This is a genomic window from Virgibacillus litoralis (assembly GCF_017873675.1).
In the GTDB taxonomy this organism is placed as follows: Bacteria; Bacillota; Bacilli; order Bacillales; family Amphibacillaceae; genus Lentibacillus; species Lentibacillus litoralis.
Map to the genome: position 1 here is coordinate 415,830 of NZ_JAGGKK010000001.1, position 22,676 is coordinate 438,505.

The following is a 22,676-nucleotide window of genomic DNA, read 5'->3' on the forward strand; positions in this document are numbered from 1 at the left end:
CCTTCTTGATCTGTTACCATCGCTGTTGGGGGAGTAGCGGAAAGGAAAATTATACGCATAGTGAAAATCTACCTTACGTAAATCCTCCTTTATTTTTGTTTCTGGGCACACATGTTCTTCCTTGCTTCTCATCTTTTTAATACGCGGGAGTATTACATTTTTATAAAACACTTGCTTAAAGTTGCCATTCACTTTTATCGATAGCCTATCAGCATCAACTGACATGTTATACTATATCTGCTCATTTTAATAGATTTCCCTTTATAAAGAGTGATAAAAACCACTACAAAGTGCAGTGTCGTAACTAAATGATTAACCTTCTTCTATTTCTATCATCTGTACTCGTAATCCCCTTATAGTTTCAATAGACCACACCTCAGTACAACCCCTAATATTGCCTATGTTTATTATTACATCTTCGTCTGAAAAGTCTGCTAATGCAATTCTATACTCTTTTTGCAATTTAAAGAAACCTCTTTTATAAAACAAACCTAAGAATGGATTACCTTCATACTTTTCATATTCTAATGGATGAGTTTGCTTCTTCTCATTATAATAGGTTATTAAATCCCTCTTATACTCATAACCATTTTCTCGTAACCCTTTATCAAACTGAGAGAAAAAATCAGGAAGTTTAAACAATATAGCATCTCTTTCAGGAAACTGTTCTAATAGACTATCTACAATTTCATCTTTTAATGTGTACGTGTCTCCATCTTTTATAAAGTCATTTTCTAATTTCAAATACGTAAAGCATAAAATAGGAAATCTCCTTACACCTTCATATGTATGATAAAATGATGCTGACCTTACATTTAAGGGATGTTTTTCACCATCAGGAGTTCCAATTATTATTATACTATTTTCTTTCTGGTTCGACTCCAAGCCCCTTCTTTGGAATCACCAATACCTTTATCTAATTGTTTCTTTTCTAAGTCAATAAATTTTCCGCTCAAACTAAAGTAAAAATTACCATCTAAAGTCGATTCAACATATTGCTTATCTACAAATTTTAATAAAATGCCCAAGTCACTTTTATTTATCAATATTAATCAGCCACCCTCACATTAAAATATTTACTAATGTTCTAACATGGAATAGATTATGGTAATCTATATAATCATCAACAAACGCTAGTTAGTATTATATAAGCTGGGAAAAGGGACTTGACCCTAGCTCCCTATTAATGGCTTCCTTAGTGTTCACTTAATAGATCGGCTTTAAATCTTACAGGTACATCAACACACAATTTGAAGATAACAGTGCATCTTCTGATCAATTAGTAACGAATTTTAATACTTTTAACAAGGGATTTAGCTGGAATAGCGTCTTTTTTTAATGCACCAGCAAGTTCTTTTGACTGAGAATGCCACAAATTAACGTTAAACTCCATAGGTAAATATGGAATAGGAGTGGGTTCCCAAATACCCCGTTCATAAACTAAGTTCCCATCTACATACCATTTGATTAAATTATTTTGCCACTGAATCTCGTACAAATGAAAATCTTCATGGGCATCAAATCCAAGATCAATTATAACTGGAGTACCTCTATAGCCGTATTCCATCTTACTGCCCTCTACTCCTGGATTAAAAAAGACATTTATCAACATCTTTGTTGTATCCTTACCCAAAAATTCTATGTCTATCTCTTGATGCGGACTATTACGAAATAGAAAAATTCCAGTGATTAATCCTGAAACATTTGTAGGACGTAATTCAACAGAAAACTTGCCAAATAGATATTTTTCCTTAGTTACAAGGGCTGCAGAAGTAAATGAACGTACTGAGGTTTTCTCACAATTGAAATTTAATTCCAATACATTGTTCTCAATATTGTTTATATTATTTGGACTAAATATAGCTAAATTGCTTGGGAATGTATCGTCCCGTAATCGCCATTTATTTAATCCAAATTTTGTTTCTTTATTTAAAGACAATATACTGCTACATTCATTGCCACTATCTGTTGTTTGTATCCCAAAATGTTTCTGATTAGAAATTATCCAAGGTAAGTCATCAAATTTCATCTTCTGCGCTTTAAATGTTCTTTTCTTATAAGGTGTAAGTTCAAGCATATCAGAGTCCTCACTTTCTGGGAAAGGTATAGCAGGATATTCTAGATATAAAAATCGACAAAGTTCTCCCCATTTATCTGAACAGTCTTTCGATAAATTAAGAATGTCGTTATTTGAAGCATTTTCCTCTATATTTTTTTCTTTCCTAGCGTAAATAAATTTAGCTTCAGGATAAAGCTTTCTAATTTCATCAATTTTTAATGATGCTAACGAACTTATATTCACATAAGCATTAAAAAAGTTTTTACCTTTTCTATCCCAAAATTTTTCTTCTTCAGATTCGGGGAGCTTATCCAAATTGTAACAACAAGTATACCCTAATATCATTAGGGCATTTGCTATCGCAGTGAGTCCAGAATCAGGCTCTCCAAAAGCAAAGACTGGGGCTTTAAGTTTGGGGACCTTAAAAGTACTTTGGTCATTTCCAGTATATATACCCAACTGAGAAAATATAGGCATGATTGAATAAGAATTAGTTGATGGGACATCCAGTCTTTGTCTAATAATTGAATCATTAGCAATATAGACATTCAATTTATCAAATACTAAATTTAACCAAAGATCAACTGGACCATACACAGGTAACATACTCAAAATTTTTTGTGCACCTTCTTTAGACAGTATATATCCCGATGCGTTCCATATTCCTTTATAGGGTTTACTAACCACTTCTTCATTAATAACTTGATTTTGATTAGCATTGCATTCCTTAACATACTCATATGATAGAAACAAAATATCAAATTCTTCATTCTGATTTCTTGTGAGTTGTTTCCATATGCTGTCAATTTCTCTACTAAATCCATATTTAAAATGGACGTCATCTTCCAAAATCAATGCATAGTTTATATTAGATTTAGAAATTAATTTCCAAATTTCTATATGAGATAACGCTATTGCTATTTCCTGTGGAGTCATATCAATTAGTACTGAACGAGGATCTAGCTGGGCAGAGACTTTGTCGTTTGGCTCAATAGCTAATTGATCAGCTAGAGAATATTTTGTAATTAAAAAATTACTATCAATTTTTTTTCAAGATACCTAGCATCTATAGCTGAGAATCTTCTTGTTAAACTGAATAAAGTATTCGATTTATTTAAAAAAATTCGCTTTAACTCTTTACTTATTTGTTTCCATCTATGCGGTTTCCTGTCTAAGTTTATTACATAAATTCTCCCAATTGCACCATTTTTATTGGCTGAAAACGCCTTTGTTTTTGGATGGATTTCCAATAGTCGTGATAAATAACTCAATCTAAATCTGAATCGATTTATAAATTTCTTTCTGTCTTTAATATTCATTTTGAAAATACATCCTATCTACATAATATCTCCTAACCATTTTCTCCAATTTCTCTGATCCTTTCTATACTTTAAATTCCACTGAGGATTAGATATATCATCCCAGTTCATTATTATTTCAAAGTCTAATGGACTACCTGTATTTTTTCTATTAAGAAAATATTGAACCACACTCGCACTAAAATTACCTGGACCAGCAATTGATTGTATATCTTTCAAATCTGTACACTCATCTAAAAGATTATAAGTTGCTCTATTCAACGCTAATTCTATTAATGGATGCTTTGCGGGTGCCAAAATTGGGTCATTATTTACATAGTAAATATAATTTGGATTAACCCCCGAAAAGTGATAAAAATCATTAATCCTTACCATTTGATCAGTTGAAAGATCGTAACATAAAGGATGAACTTTCAAATTGTTATTTTCAAATAGAGAGTTCAAACGTACATTATTAAATTTATCATCTACATCTACATATAAACCACCTTTTTTGTAGAGATAGCAAAGCCTAAAGTAATCTGACCTCATTGCTGGGTGAATACATTTTTCATAAGCCTTGGCAAATTCATCACTAAAATTATCACTTATAAATTTTTTCGCACTATCTCTATTGTAAACTATTTTTGGCATACCACTCTTTGTCCAAGTATCCATCACCTTTTTTACATCATCAGGGATTATTGTATCATCCCAATATTGAATTAATTGTTTAGGGATAGCACTATAAGAATTTGATCTATTTGTGTCAATGACTTCTCTTCTAAAAACGTTTTCAAATATATATTTAGATCTTAGATTATCAGTTTCCGCCACTTCGGAAAAATTTAAGTAATTCATTTCTATAAAACCCTTTCCAAGATACTTTTACGTCATCCATCGATAATAAGTTATGCATCATTCGCCCGGTGATCCATGAAATTCGAGAACACTTCTAATTTCCTCCAATCCGTAACTACTCTTGAACCACGTTGCCTTTTCGAATCCCTTTATATAAGAATTTTTATATAGCGTTGAATACAGCAGTCCGAGCAATTCTTTTAACAATAGGTTCTCTGGAATGTTATAGAACTGATACTTTCATTAGCTGAAATTTTCGTTCCACCTTTATGGTTTCTTGCCATGTGTCCTCTCTTACTTCACGCTCATTCAGATTCACACAATCCAAAGAAAAATTCACTCTAATACTACTATAACAGACAAAATATTCCAAAACTATACATTATTTGCATTATTAATTGACGTACTTAAATAAAGCCACACATACTAAAGCTTTATTAGACTTTCGCCACCAAATTATAACCCCTGCCAGCACACACTAAAAAACCCCTTCGAATAAACACATTCAAAGAGGGTGATAGTCATAGCAGAAAACAATTACGAGAAAATATTAACATTCATTGTTGTTTCAGCAGGCTTTGTTTCTACAATAAATCCCCCATTCCGAATCGAATATAGAACTGGGGCTTGCGTGCGAATAGCTTCGTACTCCGAATCGGAATCGATGACAATTAAATTCGCCTTGTTCCCTTCTTTTACACCGTAGTCCTTTTCAATAGACAAAGCTTTTGCCCCGTTTGTTGTTATCAAATCGAGCGCAGTTACAATATGATCATAGTCAGTCATATGGCAGGCATGTAAGCCAACGTCGACGACTGGCATTAGATTTCCATTACCAAGCGGATACCAGGGATCCATGATGGAGTCCAAGCCAAAGCAAACATTGATTCCAGAATCGGAAAGTTCTTTCACTCGTGTTAGCCCGCGACGTATTGGGTGATTGTCGAATCTTCCTTGTAAATGTAAATTTGCTTTCGGAAGGGCAACAAAGTTAATGTTTGCTTTTTTCAGCGTTTGGAACAGTTTGTAAGTATATGCGTTACTATACGAAGCCATTGCTGTCGTATGACTCGCGGTTACACGGTGTCCTATGCCCATTTTTAGTGATTCACCTGCGAGTACTTCCAAATATCTTGATTGGTCATCGTCAATTTCATCGCAATGGATATCGACTAATTTGTCGTATTTGTCAGCGAGTTCCAGTGCCTTTAACACCGACCGAACACCATCTTCACGTGTTAGTTCATAATGGGGAATTCCGCCAACGACATCGGCTCCCATTTCCAACGCTTTAACCAATAGTTCTTCTCCATTGGGTTTCGTGTAAAGCCCTTCTTGAGGAAGTGCCACGATTTGCAAGTCCATCCAAGGCTTAATTTCCTCTTTCACTTCCAGTAGTGCTTCCAATCCTTTTAAAGTTGGATCACTTACGTCCACATGGGTTCGCACATGCTGAATGCCATGTTTTAGCTGCATTTTTATCGCCTGGAAAGCACGTTTTTTTATATCCTCTTTTGTTTCGTTTACAACTTGTTTTCTTTCAGACCAAATCTCAATTCCTTCAAATACCGATCCCGATTGATTCCATCTGGGTGTCCCAGCTGTTAGTGCATAGTCCAGATGAATATGTGGCTCAACATATGGGGGTAATACAATTTTTCCACTTAGATCAATGATATGTGCATCATCTGCAGTATAATTCTTCGTATCCGGCGTTATCGTTTTTATATGGTCTGATTGAATTTCAATATTCCATTTGCCTTCCTGGCCATAGAGTTTTGCATTTTTTAAAAGCATTTTTAAACCGCTCCTTCATCCTTTGGTTGGTTCATTTTCTCTTTTTGAGAAGAAAATGGACACTTCTATCAAGTTGTTGCTTTACTACTTTATCTCCCATCCTAAATTATAAACCCACGTTTGTAGAAGAGCAAAAAAACCAATATGACAAAGCCCTAACTCTCACTTTGTTCAACTTTCCGAGGTCTCAACCTCCAGCCAGGAAAATGGTTAATCCTTGAAAATATTAGAAAACTTGGCTTATCGCCAAGCCTTAATGGCGAAAGCCTTAGTTGCACTTATGCAGTAAGAAAGTAGTTATACTTTCTTATCTGCTAAAAAAAGACATACCGATAAAAGTATGTCTTAGTCCAGCTCTATTCTAATTCTTAACGACTTGTATAACCAGCGTCAGCGTGAATTGTTGTTCCGGTTATATAAGATGACTGATCGGATGCTAACCAAAGACTTGCTTCAGCAATTTCTTCAGCTTTACCGAATCGGTTTAATAGACTTAGTTGTGGTGCGTATTCTTCAGCAGTATAGCCAAATTGTTCTAACGCTCCTCGTAGCATTGGTGTATCAATTGCACCTGGTGCTACTGAATTAACACGAATATTTTTATCACCATTTTCTAGTGCAGCAACTTTTGTCATTCCAACTACACCATGTTTCGCTGCAACATATGCAACGTTATCTGGTTGAGGGCGGTATCCACTTACAGATGAGATATTTACTATTGAGCCGCCTTCACCTTGTTCAATCAGTTGTTGTAATTCGTATTTCATGCAGAGTGCAGTCCCTTTTAGATCGATAGCCATTAACTTGTCCCAATAATCTTCATCAAATTCTGCTACTGGTTTATCATCCGGAGTTAATGCAGCATTATTAACAGCTACATCAAGACGCCCATATTTTTCAACAGTAGCCTTAACCATATCTTTTACCGGCTCTGCTTTTGAGATGTCAACTTTCACAAAATATGCAGTTCCTCCACTATCCTCTATTTCTGAAACTACTTTTTTACCTTTTTCTTCATTCATATCAGCTACGACTACTTTTGCTTTTGCCTCAGCAAAAAGCTTTGCAGTTGCTTCGCCCATTCCCATTGCTGCACCTGTTACAATTGCAACTTTTCCTTCTAATACTGGAAAGGTCATTTTAATCATCCTTTCAACTTTATATTGAAATCTTGTGGATCAACTCAAGTATAAGTATTTTATGAAAACGCCTCAATATGCAATAATATAGGAAATGTATAAAAACATACATATTAATCGTTTTTGTCCATTAAAATGTGAGAAGGAGCATTTATATGTCTGTTCAGTATCCCGATAAACGTGTAAGAAGAACGATAGAGAACTTTAAAACAACCTTGTTATCAATAATGGAAACTAAAAATTTTGAGGACATTACAATAACTGAAATCGTTAATGTAGCAGATTACAACCGAGGAACCTTTTACGCCCACTATGAACAAAAGACAGATCTTTTGGAAGCAATTATTGAAGATATGTTCGAGGAGATGGAAGAGTCTTTTCGAAAACCGTATCGAGGCTTAACAGAAGTCGACTTTAAGAATATATCACCTAATTCAATTGTTTTATTTGACCATTTTTTAAAGAACAAGGATATGTATAAACTTATGTTAAGTTCGAATACAAATTATAATTTCCGCGAAAAAATGACAGACAGATTAGATCAGTTATTTAGAGGCGATTTCGAATTCTCAGTTTCAGAGATTGACCCAAACATTGATATTAATCTTTTTAGCACTTATCGTATTCATGGCATTATTGGATTAATACTTGAGTGGATTGACAATGACTTTAAACAATCCCCATCTTACATGGGAGATCAACTAATTCATATACTAAGCTTTTACACACCGAAAATCTATATTAAAAAGTAATAGTCAGGCCTTTAATATTTAGTTGATTTTCTCTGCTAACTCTAAAATAATCCCTTCTGGCCCACGAATGTAGCATAATTTATAAGCGTTTTCGTAGTTTTGTATATTACCAATTAGTTCCGCGCCTATCTTTTTCAATTTGGCAACAACGGCTTCAATATCTTCAACAGCAAATGCAATATGCCGGATACCTAAAGTGTTTGCAAAAGATTCTTGAATACCTTCTTCATCTGAAGGCGTGTGGAATTTGACCAGCTCCATAGTTGCTTGGCCGTCCGTCACCCCTAACATTACAACCGTCTCTCTAACGTCATTAAGCCCAATTATCCGTTCCACCCACTCTCCCTCCACTTCCGTTTCCCCTAGCACTTCAAGCCCAAGTTCAATAAAAAAGGCTTTAGCGGCAGGAAGATCATTTACGATTACACCCACATGATCAATTCTATGAACCTTCATATCTCATACCTCCTATTTTCCTGTTTTTTGCAATCTCATATTTTTTTATCCATAAACATTCCCCGACTCATATTGTTTGGGAGCACCGCCCGCATAGAGATTTCTATTTCATTCCATACTATTCCTTCTTTTTTATCCCATTAAGTTGCCCTTTAAAAAAGGACGCGCTCTTAATCTTAGAAGCGCGCCCGTAAAGTAGCAAATTAGTTCGTCGCTTGCCTGTCGTAAAGATATATAAGATAATCCGTTGGTACACTTGGATATCCCAGTTGGCGAATCATCGCAGTGAGATTCCCACGGTGGTAGGTACCGTGATTTACGATATGCTGCACGAGTTCTGAAAGGTGGGTTTCCAGTAGTCCGAAAGCCGGATGTTCCGGAGTAATGGGCTTATCCATATCTTCTTGACTATTGAAAAAGACTTTATACATTTCGGCTAGCTCTGCATACAAGACTTCCATTTCTTCAAGTCCCTTATTCTTTGTCTTTTCTTGCGCCTGTTTAATGGATGCTTGAATCTCATCCATAGTATTCTCTTGCAATACACCAAGGTATATTGAATCTGTCGTATAAATATGAACAAGCGTCTCCGCAATTGAGGGAAACACACTTTGAATCTCCTTCGTATAAACGTTATCCGGTAGCTCTTTTAACCTTTCGAAAAATCTACAGTTCGCCCAAATGTGATAATCATACAACTGTAAGGCATTGTGTTTCATTTAATATCCTCCTCTTTTTCCTTTTTATAGATTAGTTCCATCATACAATCTCTCCCTGATAAACTCGGTCAGGGGAAGTTCATTTGTTCATTTATTTCTGATCCTTATTCAACAAATGGTCCAGTAACGCAATTTAAAGCGTTTTCATTTTTTCTTTTATTATAAAGTTATTTCTGCTCAATTATCTGAATGAGGTTTCCGCATGTATCTTCGAAGACAGCTAATGTGACTTTGCCCATGTCCGACGGTTCCATTGTAAACTTCACGCCCTGTTTAATTAATCGTTGGTACTCTTTGTGAACATCTGCAACGCCAAACATTGTTACGGGGATGCCATCAGCAAATAGCTTCTTTTGATACTCTTTGGCTGCAGGATGGTCATTCGGTTCGAGCAAAAGCTCGGTGCCGTCTTGATCATCTGGGGAAACAAGTGTGATCCACCTATAAGCTCCCGCGGGCTCGTCATGCTTTTTTACAAAGCCAAGCGTTTTTGTATAGAACTCTAATGCCTTGTCTTGATCTTGAACGAATATACTGGTGACAATGATTTTCATAATTTTTTCCTCCTTTAATAGTTGCGATGTATGGTTCTTTGCGAACAATGCCGCTAAAGAACTATACATTTCATCATTACTTATAAATCTACTCTACCCATCCTTTCAGCAAATCTTTAAGTGGTTCGTTGTTAAACATAAGTACTCGATATTTTCCCTTTCGTCTTGATTTTACGAGCCCAGCATCATCCAATACAGAAAGATGTTTAGCTATTGCCTGCCTCGAAATGGATAGATCATGCTTCATTATGAGGCGTGCTGTAAGTTCATATAATGTCAGTTCGTTACTTTCGGATAGTTCGTCTAATATTAGCCGCCGAGTCGAGTCGCTGAGTGCTTTGAATATAGCGTCTTTGTTCCACATACATCAAGTATATGCAACCATATAGTTGCATGTCAAGGAAATCTTTTGAAAGTGGTACACGCCCAATCAGATAAACATATGAAAAGCTCTCATCTTTAAAACGATTTTTTCATACAATTCTATAAGAGGTGATGAATAGTGCCAAGAGTAGCCTATATTGAAAATGACGTTAATTTAATAGCGAGGATGATGAGGGCAGAGGCCGTGGGTGAAGGACGATTAGGAATGCTGATGGTTGGAAATGTAATTGTAAATCGAGCGAAAGCTGATTGTTTAGATTTTGAAGATGTACGGTCAATACGGGAAGTGGTTTTTCAAGTACAAGGAGGAAATTATTCTTTTGAAGCAGTACAAAAGGGTAGTTTATTCTATAGTCCAGCAAGAGGTGTGGAAAAAAAATTAGCCAGACAGGTTTTAAAGTTTTGGAGACAACAACCTGCAAAGTATGCTCTTTGGTATTTTAATCCATCTGGTGAATGTCCTCCTACATGGTTCGGTCAACCTCTTACAGGACAATATAAGGAACATTGTTATTATGAACCAGTAGCTAATACATGTGCAAGTGCTTATAGATATTAATAAATACCCCACTCAATTGTGGGGTATTTTTGATCGTTAACCTCTCTTCGATATTAGATTTTTTTAGAGTCAACTGTTGTTAAAACGAATACAGCACCATAAAACAGCGACATCAACAATGAGTAGGCCCCATAACTTAGGTCAAATAGGATATTGCCTCCAAATAAAGGTGTGATAAAGATTAGATAAAAAGGATACTGTATTGATGCTATTACATCTAAAATACCGTTCCCAATCATATCGTGCTCGAATGTTGTGATTACAAATACAATGACACCTGATATGACCCCGAACATTGAAAAAGTCTTCAATTTTCTACTTCCTTTTTTAGAATACGTTAGTAACAATACCATAAACAGTATCGTTACAAGTGAGTTCAAAATGTCGATATCTGAATCAGGATGTTTAATTGATGGCATCAAATTTATTGAAAACGCCAATAAGTATGAGCCAATTAATAATATTAAGAATTTGTACTTCATATTAACTCCCCCCTTTTATAAATTTTTTCCACTCTCGCACCTGTTAATTTTTTTAATGGAGTCCGTATTTTAATATCTGATGTCTAATTACCTCATTACCAAATGTAAACCATAATAAAAGCAATAAAACTATTACGCCCATAACAAGACTAAACCTAGCAAAGTATTTATTTTCCTTATTTATTAGGGGGTATAGAACAATTAACAAAACTCCAAAGGCAAGTGTAATCACAACCGAAAGTTGCCCAGTTAATGTTTCAAAAACCATATAAATCCCTCCCTGCGATCCCTTATTCAACTCTTACACATGTTAATAAAAATACCATAACTGAAATAAATTATTTAGTTTACTAGTCTTCTCTGTTATAATGCCATAATTCTGAACCATTACTATCAAATGCTTGAATACTTACCTTGTCATCATCTAATTGGCTCAATTTGTCAAAACTCTTATACCAATTGGGAGGAAATCAACAAAGTGGTCTGATTTTACTATCGCATTAACTAACCCTGTTACTTCCATTTCTAACTTCTCTATATCCTAGTTTAATGTAATTAGTTCTATAATTTCCTTTCTACTCCATCCGATTTTATAATAATATTCATAGATGTCATACTACCACCGTTGACTGGGTTTTCTAACTTGGAAATGTTAACATTTGTACGAATTTCTAGACGTTTCCTTTCATTCCCTTGTAATATTAATTCATACGGAGCATCATTATTTACAATTTCAATCAATGAATGTTCATCCTTATTATATTTATCAATAAACTCCATCGATAATTCCACTTCACCGTTACTGTGATTCATTAAGATAATTTCACATTCACCTAGTAATGTTCTATTATTAGTCTTTGTAATTTCACACTCACTTAACTCTTGTTCATATGAGATTGCATAACCCCCTGATGCAATAGTTTTTTGATATGTATTAGCAAGAAATTGCGGGAAAATTGCTGATAATAATATCGCAATCAACAGTATTCGTCCTTGATATTTATTTAAAGATTTTGAGATTAAATAAAGACTAACAACTAATAAAGTCAATGCGATAATGCCTACATAATTTATTACATTCCAAGAAGTCATTGGAATACCCCATAGAAAAAGATTAGCCTCAGGGTAACTTTCGTAAAGAAAAGGAATACTCATTATTATATATACCAAAAAGAGGAATAGAGCGAGATAGAATAGTTTTTTATTTTTTAAGATATTACCACTACCTTTCGTCACTTAGAAAGCTCCGTAACAACTAGCCAAATTAAACTGCTGCTTTAACTAAGTGCGCTCCTTATTTCAAATAAGCACCCGTTAACTCAATAAAAAACCTTGAATTGATACAAATAACAGGAATAAGAAAACAACTACTAATAGCCAACCATACACTTTTCGTTCTTTTTTAAATTCTTGTATCCCCATGACCAACATCAATAAACCTAAGAAAAATGTCATATAATGCTGAAACTCAAAGTTATTCGTAATCAATCCATATGCAGCAAAAGAAATGGCGACTACTGAAAAAATAATATGTAAAATTATTAACATAATTAACCCCCCCTACAACTACTTGAATAAACCCCTGTCTTTAACAATAAATAAATTATTCTTATTTTATAATTGCACTCAATAGTTGTAGAATTCATCAGGGTAATTTTACTCGATTTTATCTATTTGTGATATTTCTAACACAATAATTAATTAAGTAATAAATACGGACATCCACACACTTATTGCAAAGAGAACATAAGCAATCTGCATAATTATGTACATTGTTAATTCTAATGTGGAAAGTTTTCTTTTCTTTTTTGTTTTACCTAAATGCCGCAAATAGAAAGCTGAACTAAAAATCAGTAATACGCTAGCCACCACACGTAAAACTTCTGCAAAGATGATCAAGTATATTAACTCCTTTCTCTGGCAGTTTGGAACAGCAATTTTTATTCTGCAAAAATGTTTCTTTAAATCAAAGGAAGCGCAAGTCTTATTCAACTCTTGCAGCCATTACATAAGTACAGCCCTTCACAAAGCTCGTAATAATCGAAAGGAGTTTGAAATATCCAATAAGTTATACAGTCTTTTCTGTAGGAAAAAAGGTCTTTCTAACATAAATGTATAGATTAATACAATTAGTGACCAAATATGATTTCCTATAAACGGTTGTTGGTTATAGGAGAACAGTAAAACAAAACTTATTAAACCAAATCCTAATGAGTATAAAATCATCAACCAAAATCCCCATCGTTTTAATCGCATATAACCATATATGACGATAAGGGAAGCAACTGCCACTATAAGCCTAAATAATTGTTCTGGAAAACTTGGCAAACCAAATCTATCTGCTATTCCAAATTCGTATGCATCTGCATCGAAAAACAAAGCTGTTACAATCAATACAAATGCACCAAAAATATAAAAGTAACTTATTAAGGATACTCCTAAAGGTCTTTTCATTTCATCACCCCAAATTTACACAGATTGAATTTAAAACGTTCTTCAATAACCCTGCTTCAAAAGTTGAACAGGAATGCTATTCCTTATTCAACTCTTGCACCAGTTAAAGAATGTTTCTACTTATTTTTTGGTTACCATTACAAATTGTTCATTCTAATAATCTCTCCTAAATTAAAGCCTACCCAAGCACCGATAAATGGGGTAGCATTGATAGGAAAGTCCAATCTTACTTTGTCAAAATCCACAACAAACATTAATGCTGTAAAAAGCACACCTATAACACCGATGATGACAATCTCAGTTATTTTTCTTCGCTGCCAACGTTTCTCTCTTAAACGATTTCTGTCAAATTCCTGCACAAGTCTACTTGTCTTTGTACCGAGGTCTTCATACATCTCTTACCCAAACTATATGTGAAAATAGTTTTCTCAATGTACCTAACTCTGGAATCAATTGAGTAGTGGAACAAGGATCCATTTCCTCATTCAAGGATAGCACCCGTTAGCACAATAACTTTTGAACATTATCTGATATGTAGTTTTTTAACAATAAAAGTTCATCTTTTTCAAACTTATTAGTACAACCTTTTTCATTCGAATAACAATCGACTACTTTACGAATAGTAATTCTAAATTCTTGTGGTAACGTTTCTAAACCCCAGTTACCAGCTTCCTGCTTTGATGAAATAACTCCTTTCTTTAAATACCAAAACACTCTAATCAAATTTAACGAACAATAAATTGGTTCTGCTTCAATGTTTTCTAAACAATCCTGAAAATCACCTAATATTGATGAGGTATAATCTGACCGTGGAACTGAAGGGAAAACTTCATCAATTGGATCACCTTCTACACATATACCTCTGTGATTAGTTACGGTAATATGGGCTGCTAAATCTGTATCAGTGTTAATATCTTCATTTATAAATTTATATGTACCCCTTAACAAATCATCTTCATACCGTTTTCTCCAGAACTCGCTATAATGAAAGTCAAATGGATAAGGGTGTTGCCAGCTCTTTAACTGTTCTTTATTTAGGAAACTTATTTCAACTGGAAATGGGGAATTAGAACAATTTAAAATGAACTTTGCTAACTTCCTCTTCACCTCGACTGTCATAGAATTGTTCGTGACAACCAAAGCATCAATATCACTGCTATTTGGGTTAAATCCCCCCATTGCTAAAGAACCGTGCAAATAAAAACCTACAAAGTCGCCATTTATGATTTCCGTAATCTCTTTTTGTAGATTAAAGATAAAAACTCTTATGCTTGAAGGACACGACTTCCAATGATACCCCATTTTATAACTCCTCACCCTTCTTCCATTAACCTGCTGCGTTACTTCAATTAGCAATAGAAGCTGCCAAATCGACAACTCCTTGTTCAGCTAAAGCACTATTTAGGTGAACAATATCATTTTTCTCTAAACTTTTTTCTCTTCCAATTCTAATCTTTTTCGTTCCAAATTTAATCTTTCTTGTTCTAACATAATTTCCCGCTCTTTTACTTTAAAATGTTTGTTAGTAGAATAGATACCCATTATTAAGCTAACTACTACAACAATTGCTATCAACAAAATAAAAATTTCCAAATTATTCAGCTCCCCAATATAATAAATTATTACTAAGAGAAAGGTTTACATAAGTATTACCCTCAGAACCTCAATGCCTCTTCTCTCTTCTTAAACAAAACTGCTGCTATGGTTGAACAAGGAGTGCAATTCCTTATTCAAGGAAAGCACTCGTTAATTTACGTACAATTCTTCCCAACCTTAATTTATCAAGAAGTCTTAATTGTTTTTTCGTCAGATGTCATACTAAAGAAATTAAGAATTAGAATATAAAAAGGATACACTATCAATCCTCCAATTATTAAAAGACCAGAGGCAGGGTTTGGGTCGTCACCACCGTAAGTTACCGGGAATAAAGTTACGAAAACATAAATGAAAAGCACAAAATAAGGTATCCATAAAATGATAGTCCAAAGGTTTGCTTTTCGCCCATTTAGCCATTTTTTTGTTAAGAAATAAAGTATTATTGTGCCAGCTATTACTTCAATTAGAAGAATAATACCAGTTAAAATATTTATCGTGCCAATTTCCCAACTTATTAACCTACTTATTCTATAAACATTTACTATAAGTTGAACTGGAATAAATATCATTAAAGCATATAGAATGCTAATAGCATTTAGCTTCAAGAAATATTTCATTTTAATCCCCCAATTATATTTATCTCTTCTTGAACAAGAAAAGCCTTTTCCTTATTGAAGTAAAGCACCCAATAGTTGAACAACGTCTATTTCTTCATAGGCATGAAAGATGATGGATTTAATTCTTCACTTTCAATCACTATAGCAGTTAACCCTTTATATGTTTTAGTTTCATGCCATTCATCCTTCTTCCAAAATACAGCGTCTCCCGACTGAATTATGAAATATTCTTCTGGTTCACCTCGAACATATCCTTCACCATTCATAATCAAGAGAAGTTGAGGTGTCACTGCTTGGTGGTAGCCTATAACCCCTTTTTCTTCTAAGTGCATACATCCTATATGAGTAACCTTTTCAGTTTGGATAATACGAGACATAATAAAATTTGAATTGAATTTCGAAATTGCTTTCCCACTGTCTTTATCGAATTTATAAAACTCCATTATGTGCCTCCTAAAACATTAGATACTATACTAATTTCGCCAAATTCAACCCTTTCCCTGTCACGTTAATACAATAAGAACAAGATGCCTTCGTACAAACTCCTTGTTTAACTCTTGCACCCGTTACTTTAAGTGTGTTCTTTCACAATTTCAAATTATGGTTTAATTATTAACAACCGTTGCTTAAACTTCAGTGAAAATTCTCTCTAACGCCACCATAAATTATTTATCAAATAAAAAGCCACCGTAGTTCTATTGCAGATACGCCTAAAACAATAATTGCGACTATAAGATGTAAAATAAAATATTTTCTTTTCCCTGTAACCAACATTTCAACCACTCGAACAACATAAGTCAATCCCAAGGAAAGGGTCATGGCAAAAATTAATACGTTTGGAAAATCAGTTGAATGTTTTGCACTTACTAATGCCTGATTGGAAATAAACAATACTCGAATAGCAAAATAAAGTGTTAACAGAGTTAAGAAAATGTCCAAAGCTAAAAATATCTTATTCCTCTTTCGAAATCTCTCTTGAATTTTGCAAATTAGTTTCACTCCATCCCTCCTCGTATTACGTATAAACGCCCTTTAGCGGAACAATTTATACATACCCTTCATCCTAATTACCTTTCCACTCACTTCGGATCCAACTTTCATTTCGTTATTCCGCAAAATGGTCCATTTGTAGAACATCAGTTAGTCATTATTCCTGTACTAAACTGTTGCTAAAGTTTGAACAAAAGTGCTTATGTCTTATTGCGTTAAAGCACCCGTTAGTTTAAGTGTAATTCTTCACAATCTTTCTAGGTTTACAAAAACAAATCACCTAGCTAATAACTAATTCCCTTTCCTTACTTAACATTTCTATAAACTCTCTTAGTGATGAAGACATATATTTATCATTACGATAAACGAAGAGTGTTTTGACTTTTCCGAATTGATTTGGAATAGAGTGTTGGATCAGAAATCCCTCTTTTACATGTTTCTCTACAACACTTCGAGGAAGTAAACTTATACCTAAACCTGCTGATACACATCCTATAATTCCATCCAGTGTTCCAAACTCCATTATTTTTTCTGGCATTACTCCTTCATGATGTATCCATTCTTCAAATCTTGCTCGATATGAACACCCATTACGAAAGACTAATATCGTTCGATTTTGTAATTCTTTTATAGTAGACAAAGGTTGATGTAAAGCATCCGTTACAAGTACTAATTCTTCTTCTATAAACGTTTTATATGTGAGATCAGGATGTTCAATAGGTCCAGCAACAAAGGCTCCATCCAATTCATATTGTAGAACACCTTGGACATTTTGCTCAGTTGGACCTGTTTTAAGAGAAAGGTCAACAGCAGGATATTCACGGTGGAACTTTGAAAGCAATACTGGCAAACGAATGGCAGCAGTCGTTTCCATCGAACCTATAACTAAAGGACCTTTTGGTGTTTGCTCGTCATTCATAACGTTTCTCACCTCATCAAAAAGGTTAAATATTTCATCCGTATATGATAGTAATACTTTCCCTTTGTCCGTTAAAGAGGTTCCTCGATTATGGCGATAGAAAAGTGTTGTTTGAAGCTCTGTCTCCAATTGCTGAATCTTAGCCGTAAGATTTGATTGTGCATAATTTAGTTCTTTGGCTGCTTTTGAGATACTTCCTAACTCTGCGACTGCTCGAAAAAATTTTAATGCTTGTATATCCATACTCACGTACATCCACCTCTCACTTTTTTGCTATCTAAATAATTGATAGCTACATATCGTTTTTTAGTATTATACCATATAGCAAAAAACAGTTAAGATAAAGTGGAAAGGATTACTAGGAGGTGAAAAATTGAATAAACATCCTGTTCTATTTTTAATTGGGGGAATTTTTTCATTAATGATTGCGATGGGAATTGGAAGATTCGCTTATACACCGATTCTACCACTAATGCAAAATGCTCTTTCCTTTACTAATGCAGAGGCGGGCTATCTTGCGTCAAGTAATTATGCAGGGTATTTTGTTGGGGCTATTTTGGCAGGTGTACTTCCTTTGAAAAAGCATAAAACCCTTTATTTAAGGTTAGGTCTCATATTAAGTATTTTGACTACCTGGATGATGGGACTTACTCACTTCTACCTACTCATGCTAATCGTTCGCTTTGTTTCAGGAGTAGTAAGTGCGTTCATTTTTGTATTAGCTTCCAGTATTGTACTAGATAAACTGGCTGTTACAGGTAAAACTAGTTGGTCAGGCATATTTTATTCTGGGGTAGGGTTTGGTATCTTTTTTTCAACGCTCTTTATTCCAAGTTTAAATAATTTATTTGAGTGGGAAGGTGTATGGGTAGGACTAGCCATTGTAAGCATAATCCTTACTATCTTCGTATGGTTTTGGCTTAAAGATTCCCCAAACACAATGATAAAAAAGGATGAACAACAAATTAATACACAAGCCCCCCCACTCAAATGGCTTCCTTGGTTAATTACCGCTTATGGACTAGAAGGGTTAGGTTACATTGTTACAGGCACATTTATTGTATCGATTGCTGAAAAAAGCCCAACCTTTAGCATTGACCCTACTTTTGTTTGGATAGTTGTGGGACTAGGTGCGATTCCATCATGTATCATATGGTCAACCCTGGCAAAAAGATCGGGGTTTGTAAAAACATTAGTATTTTCGATGATTCTTCAATCAATTGGTATTGCTCTTCCAGTCTTCTGGTTAACCCAATCTAGTTTTATTATAAGTGCTTTATTATTTGGAGCTACGTTTATGGGGATTACTACACTCGCTACAACATTAGCACGCCAAATGAGTCCATCAAATAGCAGTCGAATTATTGGGTATCTAACTGCCACTTATGCTGCTGGTCAAATGATTGGACCAACAATCGCTGGTATCTTGTCATCTTATACTCAAAGTTTTAATTCGGCTTTGATTGGAGCAGCTAGTGTCGTATTCCTAGGAGCATTGTTACTCGTAAGTGGTATTCAATTTGATAGAATGCCAAAAATAGAAACTGCAAATTAATTCAAATAGAAAGAGGGAATTATAATGCCTACGTAAATATTAAAATTACAAATGAGAATGTTTCACCAGAAAAGAAAGCTGAACTTATTAAAGGAGCAACACAATTACTAGTTGATGTATTAGATAAAAATCCTAATACAACTGTTGTGGTTATTGATGAAGTTGATACTGATAATTGGGGCGTTGCTGGAGAATCAATAACTGTTCGAAGAAAAAGTGGTCAGTAATAATATGTTGTTTTGATCATTAATCAACATTAGTATTGAAGCAAAAAAGAGGAAGTTATTACGATAATTTCTTCTTTTTTGCCTTTTTATATATGTTTTAGGGTACCAATCATAAAGGCGCTGTTTCTTCTGAAGCATCGCACCAGTTAGTAAAAAATCAAAGTGCTATCTAACAATAAATCCAATAAAAAATGGAAAATCCAACAACAAAATAAATAAACCTAAGAAGATGCTTCCTCTAGTTTGCTTTGTCTTTAAAGAATACTAAAAGGAATATTAAGATACCAACAATCAAAATTTGAAAGTACATTTGCACAAAAACCACCTATTTATCCTTTTTTTACTCATAGTCTTGACTGCTCCTTTAGCACAAGAAGCGACTGTTCTTATTGAACAATCGCACCCATACTTGAATAAAATTATTTTTTTAATCTCGTTTCTACAAAAACCCATCCAAAGGCAGAAGCAGAAGAGATAACTATTGCTCGAACTATTCCAGTTACCCCCAGTTCCAGAGGTTTGAATATTATTCCAAAAATCATTATCAGAATAAAAAATACTACAAAATAAATAAAAAACCTTCCTAATGTTCGTTTCAAAAATTATCAAACCCTTTTTTCTTATAATAGAAACGCTCCCTTATGTTGATAAAAATTTTAATAAATAACTATATAATCAAAAAGTCAAAAAAAACAAAACCTACAATTAAAAATGAGAAAAATAACGGTAGTACACAACCAACACCGATACACCCTTCAAATAAGTTTTGAAAGAAAGAACGAATTTTATCTCTTTTAGTCTGCTTATTATTAAACAATTCACCCATATAAGTTTGCACCACCTTAATAAATCCATAACAAGGCTTTATAATAGCCACTTGCACTTTCATAACTAATTTATTCCCATTTTTCCTCTTTTCTTATTCAACTATCCTGCTGCGTTAATTTAAGTACATTTGGTAACATACTTATTTTAACATAAAATTCCAATGATTCTTCGAATACAGAAATAGGACCGCCGTAATCGACGATCCCTTGTTAAACTCTTGAACCCGTTACTGGAATAAGAGAACTAGAATTCACCTTCGTCATTAGTATCTGTTTTATATTTCTTTCTAACGTCTTTTACAATGGAACTTATAAACCCCTGTGCGTATTGTTCACCAATTATCTTTTTCTGTTTAGTCATTTTCCACTGATTATTTCTCTTGCTTATTACAAGCAATCTATTTTCACCACTATTAGGGTTTTTGTCTAAAATATAACCACGTTTTTCTTGTATGTATGCGAAGGTATATCTTGGATGATACCCATGCTTAGGAAAAAGAGTAGTAAGAAACTTCTCCGAGAATGTGTCCATACCTTTAAATTTATAATCGTCCAGATTAAGTTCATATTTTTTCTTAAATTCTTCTAATACAATATTATTAATAGCAGTTATTATTAGTTGTTGTTTTTCTTCTTCTCGCTTTTCATACTTGGCATTTATCTCATCAATGGATAGAACTTTCTCCATAGGTTTCTCCTGCTTCACTGACTCTTCAGTTGAATAATTAACAACCACGATGAACAATAATAAAGCTACAATCGCAATGGTTACAGTAAAACGTTTTTTCATCACATTCGTCTCCTTCTAACTTTAAATTCAAAATTGGCTTATTCAACTAACCTGCTGCATTACTTTAAGTACATTAATTCACGTACTTATTCTAACATAAAATTCCAATAATTCTTCAAATAAGAATAGGATCGCCATAATCTACTATCCCTTATTAAACTATTGCACCCGTTTGTTTAAGTGTAATCCTTCACATTCACTAAAAATTCGTGCTTTATTCTGTGACAACATTATTAAATCAATTTAAGTTTCTTGAAAGAATCATTTAATGGGATATAGTTTTTTATAAAATACTATCCTACATATGACAGGTACCTATTGGACAATATAAAGAATATATTGTTTTATAGGGGGTCTAAATATATTGGAACAGGAAAAACAAATTAGGCTTACATCAACAGAAATAGCTCAACTATGGGCTCAATACATGAATGATAGTGCAAGTATTTGTATGTTAACTTACTTTTTAGAAAAGGCTGAGGATGCTGAGATTAAACCTGTAATTGCTCATGCTTTAGAGCTATCACAGGCTCACATACAAAAGTTAACCACAATATTCACTGAGGAAAAGAACAAAGTACCTCATGGATTTAAGGTAGAGGAAGATGTTGATTTAACTGCTCCTAGATTGTATTCAGATAGCTATGTATTAAATTATATTCATCAGATGGCTATGATGGGACTTACTACGTATGCCGCAAGTTTATCAGCATCTGTAAGAATAGATATAACAGACTACTACACGGAATGTCTTTCAGAGACAACGGAATTATATAAGATGTCAAAGGATTTATTATTGTCAAAAGGTCTGTACATAAGGTCTCCTTATCTACCAAACATAGAACAAGTTGACTTTGTAAAAAAGCAAGGTTTCTTATGGGATATACTTACAGACAAAAGACCTTTAATAGCAGCGGAGATCGCTAATTTATATGCAAATCTTCAAAGGAATGCTTTAGGGTCATCTACCCTTACTGGTTTTAGTCAGGTTGCACAGGAAAAGGATGTTAAACAATTCTTTATAAGAGGTATAGAAATTGCAAAAAAGCATAGTAAACTATTTGGAACGAAATTAGAAGAAAGTAATCTCCCTATTTCTACTTCATGGGCATCAGAAATTACAAACAGCACAACTCATACATTTTCTGATAAAATCATGATGTTTTATACTACTGCTTTGATTTCTCTAAGCGTTGGTTTTTATGGTACAAGTATTGCTCAAAGTCCCAGAGTAGATATAGGTGTAATGTATAACAGACTATCTTTAGAAATTCAGTTATATTCTGAGGATGGAGCAAATATCATGATAAAAAATAAATGGTTAGAACAACCTCCAATGGCATCAGACAGGGATGAGTTAGCTAAAAAGAATATGTAAAATTAAAATTATAGTATAGTTTCAGTTGGGGCAGGTCTTAGACCTGTTCATTTTTATATGCAATGGCTAAGCCTTCAATACTGTAATGTTTCACTATGTCCCTTATAGCAGTAACCTGCTTCTTTAGTGGAACAAGGATGCAATTCCTTCTTGTAGGAAAGCACCCTTTAGTCATACATGTAGCGCAAAATCAGCGCTACACCACAGAGAATGAAAATGGTTTACTCCGTCGATACTGGATTCTACGGCTGGGAGAGGAAGGT

The 22,676-nt window shown here is 34.0% G+C and carries 30 protein-coding genes; 5 read left to right on the plus strand and 25 right to left on the minus strand.

Going from position 1 to position 22,676, the window contains the following annotated elements; translation table 11 throughout:
• Positions 1-312: 312 nt before the first annotated feature.
• The 6 genes from J2Z82_RS02120 to J2Z82_RS02145 form a co-directional block, all read right to left on the minus strand.
• The gene (locus J2Z82_RS02120; protein WP_209479130.1) at positions 313-885 is read right to left on the minus strand and encodes a hypothetical protein; all 573 of its coding nucleotides are present in this window, start codon (positions 883-885) and stop codon (positions 313-315) included.
• Positions 855-1,046, minus strand: a complete 192-nt coding sequence (locus tag J2Z82_RS02125) for a hypothetical protein (protein ID WP_209479131.1) — start codon at positions 1,044-1,046, stop codon at positions 855-857. The genes J2Z82_RS02120 and J2Z82_RS02125 overlap by 31 nt, the downstream gene beginning before the upstream one ends.
• Positions 1,047-1,279: 233 nt before the next feature.
• On the minus strand, positions 1,280-2,995 hold the full coding sequence (locus J2Z82_RS02130; protein ID WP_209479132.1) for a family 16 glycosylhydrolase: 1,716 nt from the start codon (positions 2,993-2,995) through the stop codon (positions 1,280-1,282).
• Positions 2,996-3,396: 401 nt separating this feature from the next.
• Complete coding sequence (locus J2Z82_RS02135) at positions 3,397-4,218, minus strand: glycosyltransferase family 32 protein (protein ID WP_209479133.1); 822 nt, start codon at positions 4,216-4,218, stop codon at positions 3,397-3,399.
• 537 nt (positions 4,219-4,755) lie between these two features.
• Complete coding sequence (gene codA, locus J2Z82_RS02140; protein WP_209479134.1) at positions 4,756-6,015, minus strand: cytosine deaminase; 1,260 nt, start codon at positions 6,013-6,015, stop codon at positions 4,756-4,758.
• Positions 6,016-6,383: 368 nt separating this feature from the next.
• A complete protein-coding gene (locus tag J2Z82_RS02145) occupies positions 6,384-7,154 on the minus strand; it encodes an SDR family NAD(P)-dependent oxidoreductase (protein ID WP_209479135.1) in 771 nt (256 codons plus the stop codon).
• Between the two features lie 155 nt (positions 7,155-7,309).
• On the opposite strand from J2Z82_RS02145, the gene J2Z82_RS02150 reads away from it, so the two are divergent.
• Entirely contained in the window at positions 7,310-7,906 is a 597-nt protein-coding gene (locus J2Z82_RS02150; RefSeq protein ID WP_209479136.1) for a TetR/AcrR family transcriptional regulator, read from the plus strand.
• 18 nt (positions 7,907-7,924) lie between these two features.
• Here the strand turns inward: J2Z82_RS02150 and J2Z82_RS02155 are convergent, their stop codons facing one another.
• The 4 genes from J2Z82_RS02155 to J2Z82_RS02170 all read right to left on the minus strand — a co-directional run bounded on the left by J2Z82_RS02155 (position 7,925) and on the right by J2Z82_RS02170 (position 9,999).
• Positions 7,925-8,362, minus strand: coding sequence for a VOC family protein (locus J2Z82_RS02155; RefSeq protein ID WP_209479137.1), 438 nt, complete (start codon positions 8,360-8,362; stop codon positions 7,925-7,927).
• Between the two features lie 203 nt (positions 8,363-8,565).
• Complete coding sequence (locus tag J2Z82_RS02160) at positions 8,566-9,081, minus strand: DinB family protein (RefSeq protein ID WP_209479138.1); 516 nt, start codon at positions 9,079-9,081, stop codon at positions 8,566-8,568.
• A 167-nt stretch (positions 9,082-9,248) separates the two neighbouring features.
• Positions 9,249-9,635, minus strand: a complete 387-nt coding sequence (locus J2Z82_RS02165) for a VOC family protein (RefSeq protein WP_209479139.1) — start codon at positions 9,633-9,635, stop codon at positions 9,249-9,251.
• An 88-nt stretch (positions 9,636-9,723) separates the two neighbouring features.
• Positions 9,724-9,999, minus strand: a complete 276-nt coding sequence (locus tag J2Z82_RS02170) for an ArsR/SmtB family transcription factor (protein WP_209479140.1) — start codon at positions 9,997-9,999, stop codon at positions 9,724-9,726.
• Positions 10,000-10,137: 138 nt separating this feature from the next.
• Here J2Z82_RS02170 and J2Z82_RS02175 point away from each other — a divergent pair, with 138 nt between their 5' ends.
• Positions 10,138-10,578, plus strand: coding sequence for a cell wall hydrolase (locus J2Z82_RS02175; protein ID WP_209479141.1), 441 nt, complete (start codon positions 10,138-10,140; stop codon positions 10,576-10,578).
• A gap of 53 nt (positions 10,579-10,631) precedes the next feature.
• Here J2Z82_RS02175 and J2Z82_RS02180 read toward each other — a convergent pair whose 3' ends face one another.
• The 13 genes from J2Z82_RS02180 to J2Z82_RS02240 all read right to left on the minus strand — a co-directional run bounded on the left by J2Z82_RS02180 (position 10,632) and on the right by J2Z82_RS02240 (position 17,879).
• The gene (locus J2Z82_RS02180) at positions 10,632-11,060 is read right to left on the minus strand and encodes a hypothetical protein (protein ID WP_209479142.1); all 429 of its coding nucleotides are present in this window, start codon (positions 11,058-11,060) and stop codon (positions 10,632-10,634) included.
• A 52-nt stretch (positions 11,061-11,112) separates the two neighbouring features.
• Complete coding sequence (locus tag J2Z82_RS02185) at positions 11,113-11,328, minus strand: hypothetical protein (protein WP_209479143.1); 216 nt, start codon at positions 11,326-11,328, stop codon at positions 11,113-11,115.
• Between the two features lie 293 nt (positions 11,329-11,621).
• Complete coding sequence (locus J2Z82_RS02190; protein ID WP_209479144.1) at positions 11,622-12,296, minus strand: hypothetical protein; 675 nt, start codon at positions 12,294-12,296, stop codon at positions 11,622-11,624.
• Between the two features lie 78 nt (positions 12,297-12,374).
• Positions 12,375-12,608: a DUF3953 domain-containing protein gene (locus J2Z82_RS02195; RefSeq protein ID WP_209479145.1), complete on the minus strand. Its 234-nt coding sequence runs from the start codon at positions 12,606-12,608 to the stop codon at positions 12,375-12,377.
• Between the two features lie 153 nt (positions 12,609-12,761).
• Positions 12,762-12,959: a hypothetical protein gene (locus J2Z82_RS02200; protein WP_209479146.1), complete on the minus strand. Its 198-nt coding sequence runs from the start codon at positions 12,957-12,959 to the stop codon at positions 12,762-12,764.
• A 123-nt stretch (positions 12,960-13,082) separates the two neighbouring features.
• Positions 13,083-13,514, minus strand: a complete 432-nt coding sequence (locus J2Z82_RS02205; RefSeq protein WP_209479147.1) for a hypothetical protein — start codon at positions 13,512-13,514, stop codon at positions 13,083-13,085.
• 137 nt (positions 13,515-13,651) lie between these two features.
• Positions 13,652-13,909, minus strand: a complete 258-nt coding sequence (locus J2Z82_RS02210; RefSeq protein ID WP_209479148.1) for a hypothetical protein — start codon at positions 13,907-13,909, stop codon at positions 13,652-13,654.
• A gap of 106 nt (positions 13,910-14,015) precedes the next feature.
• Positions 14,016-14,816 (minus strand): aminoglycoside adenylyltransferase domain-containing protein, encoded by an 801-nt coding sequence (locus J2Z82_RS02215; RefSeq protein ID WP_209479149.1) that lies wholly within the window; start codon positions 14,814-14,816, stop codon positions 14,016-14,018.
• 123 nt (positions 14,817-14,939) lie between these two features.
• Complete coding sequence (locus tag J2Z82_RS02220; protein WP_209479150.1) at positions 14,940-15,107, minus strand: cell division protein FtsL; 168 nt, start codon at positions 15,105-15,107, stop codon at positions 14,940-14,942.
• Positions 15,108-15,295: 188 nt separating this feature from the next.
• Positions 15,296-15,727, minus strand: a complete 432-nt coding sequence (locus tag J2Z82_RS02225; protein WP_209479151.1) for a hypothetical protein — start codon at positions 15,725-15,727, stop codon at positions 15,296-15,298.
• 86 nt (positions 15,728-15,813) lie between these two features.
• Positions 15,814-16,170: a cupin gene (locus J2Z82_RS02230; RefSeq protein WP_209479152.1), complete on the minus strand. Its 357-nt coding sequence runs from the start codon at positions 16,168-16,170 to the stop codon at positions 15,814-15,816.
• Positions 16,171-16,399: 229 nt separating this feature from the next.
• Positions 16,400-16,726, minus strand: coding sequence for a hypothetical protein (locus J2Z82_RS02235; RefSeq protein ID WP_209479153.1), 327 nt, complete (start codon positions 16,724-16,726; stop codon positions 16,400-16,402).
• 271 nt (positions 16,727-16,997) lie between these two features.
• On the minus strand, positions 16,998-17,879 hold the full coding sequence (locus J2Z82_RS02240) for a LysR family transcriptional regulator (RefSeq protein ID WP_209479179.1): 882 nt from the start codon (positions 17,877-17,879) through the stop codon (positions 16,998-17,000).
• Between the two features lie 130 nt (positions 17,880-18,009).
• Here J2Z82_RS02240 and J2Z82_RS02245 point away from each other — a divergent pair, with 130 nt between their 5' ends.
• Together J2Z82_RS02245 and J2Z82_RS02250 are read left to right on the plus strand one after the other, a co-directional pair.
• Positions 18,010-19,191 (plus strand): YbfB/YjiJ family MFS transporter, encoded by a 1,182-nt coding sequence (locus tag J2Z82_RS02245; protein ID WP_209479154.1) that lies wholly within the window; start codon positions 18,010-18,012, stop codon positions 19,189-19,191.
• A gap of 5 nt (positions 19,192-19,196) precedes the next feature.
• Entirely contained in the window at positions 19,197-19,418 is a 222-nt protein-coding gene (locus J2Z82_RS02250) for a tautomerase family protein (protein WP_209479180.1), read from the plus strand.
• A gap of 667 nt (positions 19,419-20,085) precedes the next feature.
• Here the strand turns inward: J2Z82_RS02250 and J2Z82_RS02255 are convergent.
• Together J2Z82_RS02255 and J2Z82_RS02260 are read right to left on the minus strand one after the other, a co-directional pair.
• A complete protein-coding gene (locus tag J2Z82_RS02255; RefSeq protein WP_209479155.1) occupies positions 20,086-20,307 on the minus strand; it encodes a hypothetical protein in 222 nt (73 codons plus the stop codon).
• A 182-nt stretch (positions 20,308-20,489) separates the two neighbouring features.
• Positions 20,490-21,035: a hypothetical protein gene (locus tag J2Z82_RS02260; protein WP_209479156.1), complete on the minus strand. Its 546-nt coding sequence runs from the start codon at positions 21,033-21,035 to the stop codon at positions 20,490-20,492.
• Between the two features lie 361 nt (positions 21,036-21,396).
• On the opposite strand from J2Z82_RS02260, the gene J2Z82_RS02265 reads away from it, so the two are divergent.
• Positions 21,397-22,413 (plus strand): DUF3231 family protein, encoded by a 1,017-nt coding sequence (locus J2Z82_RS02265; protein WP_209479181.1) that lies wholly within the window; start codon positions 21,397-21,399, stop codon positions 22,411-22,413.
• Positions 22,414-22,676 lie beyond the last annotated feature (263 nt).

Excerpts from the sequence above, each read along its gene's own strand:
- J2Z82_RS02130 (WP_209479132.1), bottom strand. The coding sequence starts at position 2,995 with ATGACTCCACAGGAAATAGCAATAGCGTTATCTCATATAGAAATTTGG.
- J2Z82_RS02135 (WP_209479133.1), bottom strand. The coding sequence starts at position 4,218 with ATGAATTACTTAAATTTTTCCGAAGTGGCGGAAACTGATAATCTAAGA.
- codA (WP_209479134.1), bottom strand. The coding sequence starts at position 6,015 with ATGCTTTTAAAAAATGCAAAACTCTATGGCCAGGAAGGCAAATGGAAT.
- J2Z82_RS02145 (WP_209479135.1), bottom strand. The coding sequence starts at position 7,154 with ATGACCTTTCCAGTATTAGAAGGAAAAGTTGCAATTGTAACAGGTGCA.
- J2Z82_RS02150 (WP_209479136.1), top strand. The coding sequence starts at position 7,310 with ATGTCTGTTCAGTATCCCGATAAACGTGTAAGAAGAACGATAGAGAAC.
- J2Z82_RS02155 (WP_209479137.1), bottom strand. The coding sequence starts at position 8,362 with ATGAAGGTTCATAGAATTGATCATGTGGGTGTAATCGTAAATGATCTT.
- J2Z82_RS02160 (WP_209479138.1), bottom strand. The coding sequence starts at position 9,081 with ATGAAACACAATGCCTTACAGTTGTATGATTATCACATTTGGGCGAAC.
- J2Z82_RS02165 (WP_209479139.1), bottom strand. The coding sequence starts at position 9,635 with ATGAAAATCATTGTCACCAGTATATTCGTTCAAGATCAAGACAAGGCA.
- J2Z82_RS02170 (WP_209479140.1), bottom strand. The coding sequence starts at position 9,999 with ATGTGGAACAAAGACGCTATATTCAAAGCACTCAGCGACTCGACTCGG.
- J2Z82_RS02180 (WP_209479142.1), bottom strand. The coding sequence starts at position 11,060 with ATGAAGTACAAATTCTTAATATTATTAATTGGCTCATACTTATTGGCG.
- J2Z82_RS02185 (WP_209479143.1), bottom strand. The coding sequence starts at position 11,328 with ATGGTTTTTGAAACATTAACTGGGCAACTTTCGGTTGTGATTACACTT.
- J2Z82_RS02195 (WP_209479145.1), bottom strand. The coding sequence starts at position 12,608 with ATGTTAATAATTTTACATATTATTTTTTCAGTAGTCGCCATTTCTTTT.
- J2Z82_RS02205 (WP_209479147.1), bottom strand. The coding sequence starts at position 13,514 with ATGAAAAGACCTTTAGGAGTATCCTTAATAAGTTACTTTTATATTTTT.
- J2Z82_RS02210 (WP_209479148.1), bottom strand. The coding sequence starts at position 13,909 with ATGTATGAAGACCTCGGTACAAAGACAAGTAGACTTGTGCAGGAATTT.
- J2Z82_RS02215 (WP_209479149.1), bottom strand. The coding sequence starts at position 14,816 with ATGGGGTATCATTGGAAGTCGTGTCCTTCAAGCATAAGAGTTTTTATC.
- J2Z82_RS02225 (WP_209479151.1), bottom strand. The coding sequence starts at position 15,727 with ATGAAATATTTCTTGAAGCTAAATGCTATTAGCATTCTATATGCTTTA.
- J2Z82_RS02230 (WP_209479152.1), bottom strand. The coding sequence starts at position 16,170 with ATGGAGTTTTATAAATTCGATAAAGACAGTGGGAAAGCAATTTCGAAA.
- J2Z82_RS02240 (WP_209479179.1), bottom strand. The coding sequence starts at position 17,879 with ATGGATATACAAGCATTAAAATTTTTTCGAGCAGTCGCAGAGTTAGGA.
- J2Z82_RS02255 (WP_209479155.1), bottom strand. The coding sequence starts at position 20,307 with ATGAAAGTGCAAGTGGCTATTATAAAGCCTTGTTATGGATTTATTAAG.
- J2Z82_RS02260 (WP_209479156.1), bottom strand. The coding sequence starts at position 21,035 with ATGAAAAAACGTTTTACTGTAACCATTGCGATTGTAGCTTTATTATTG.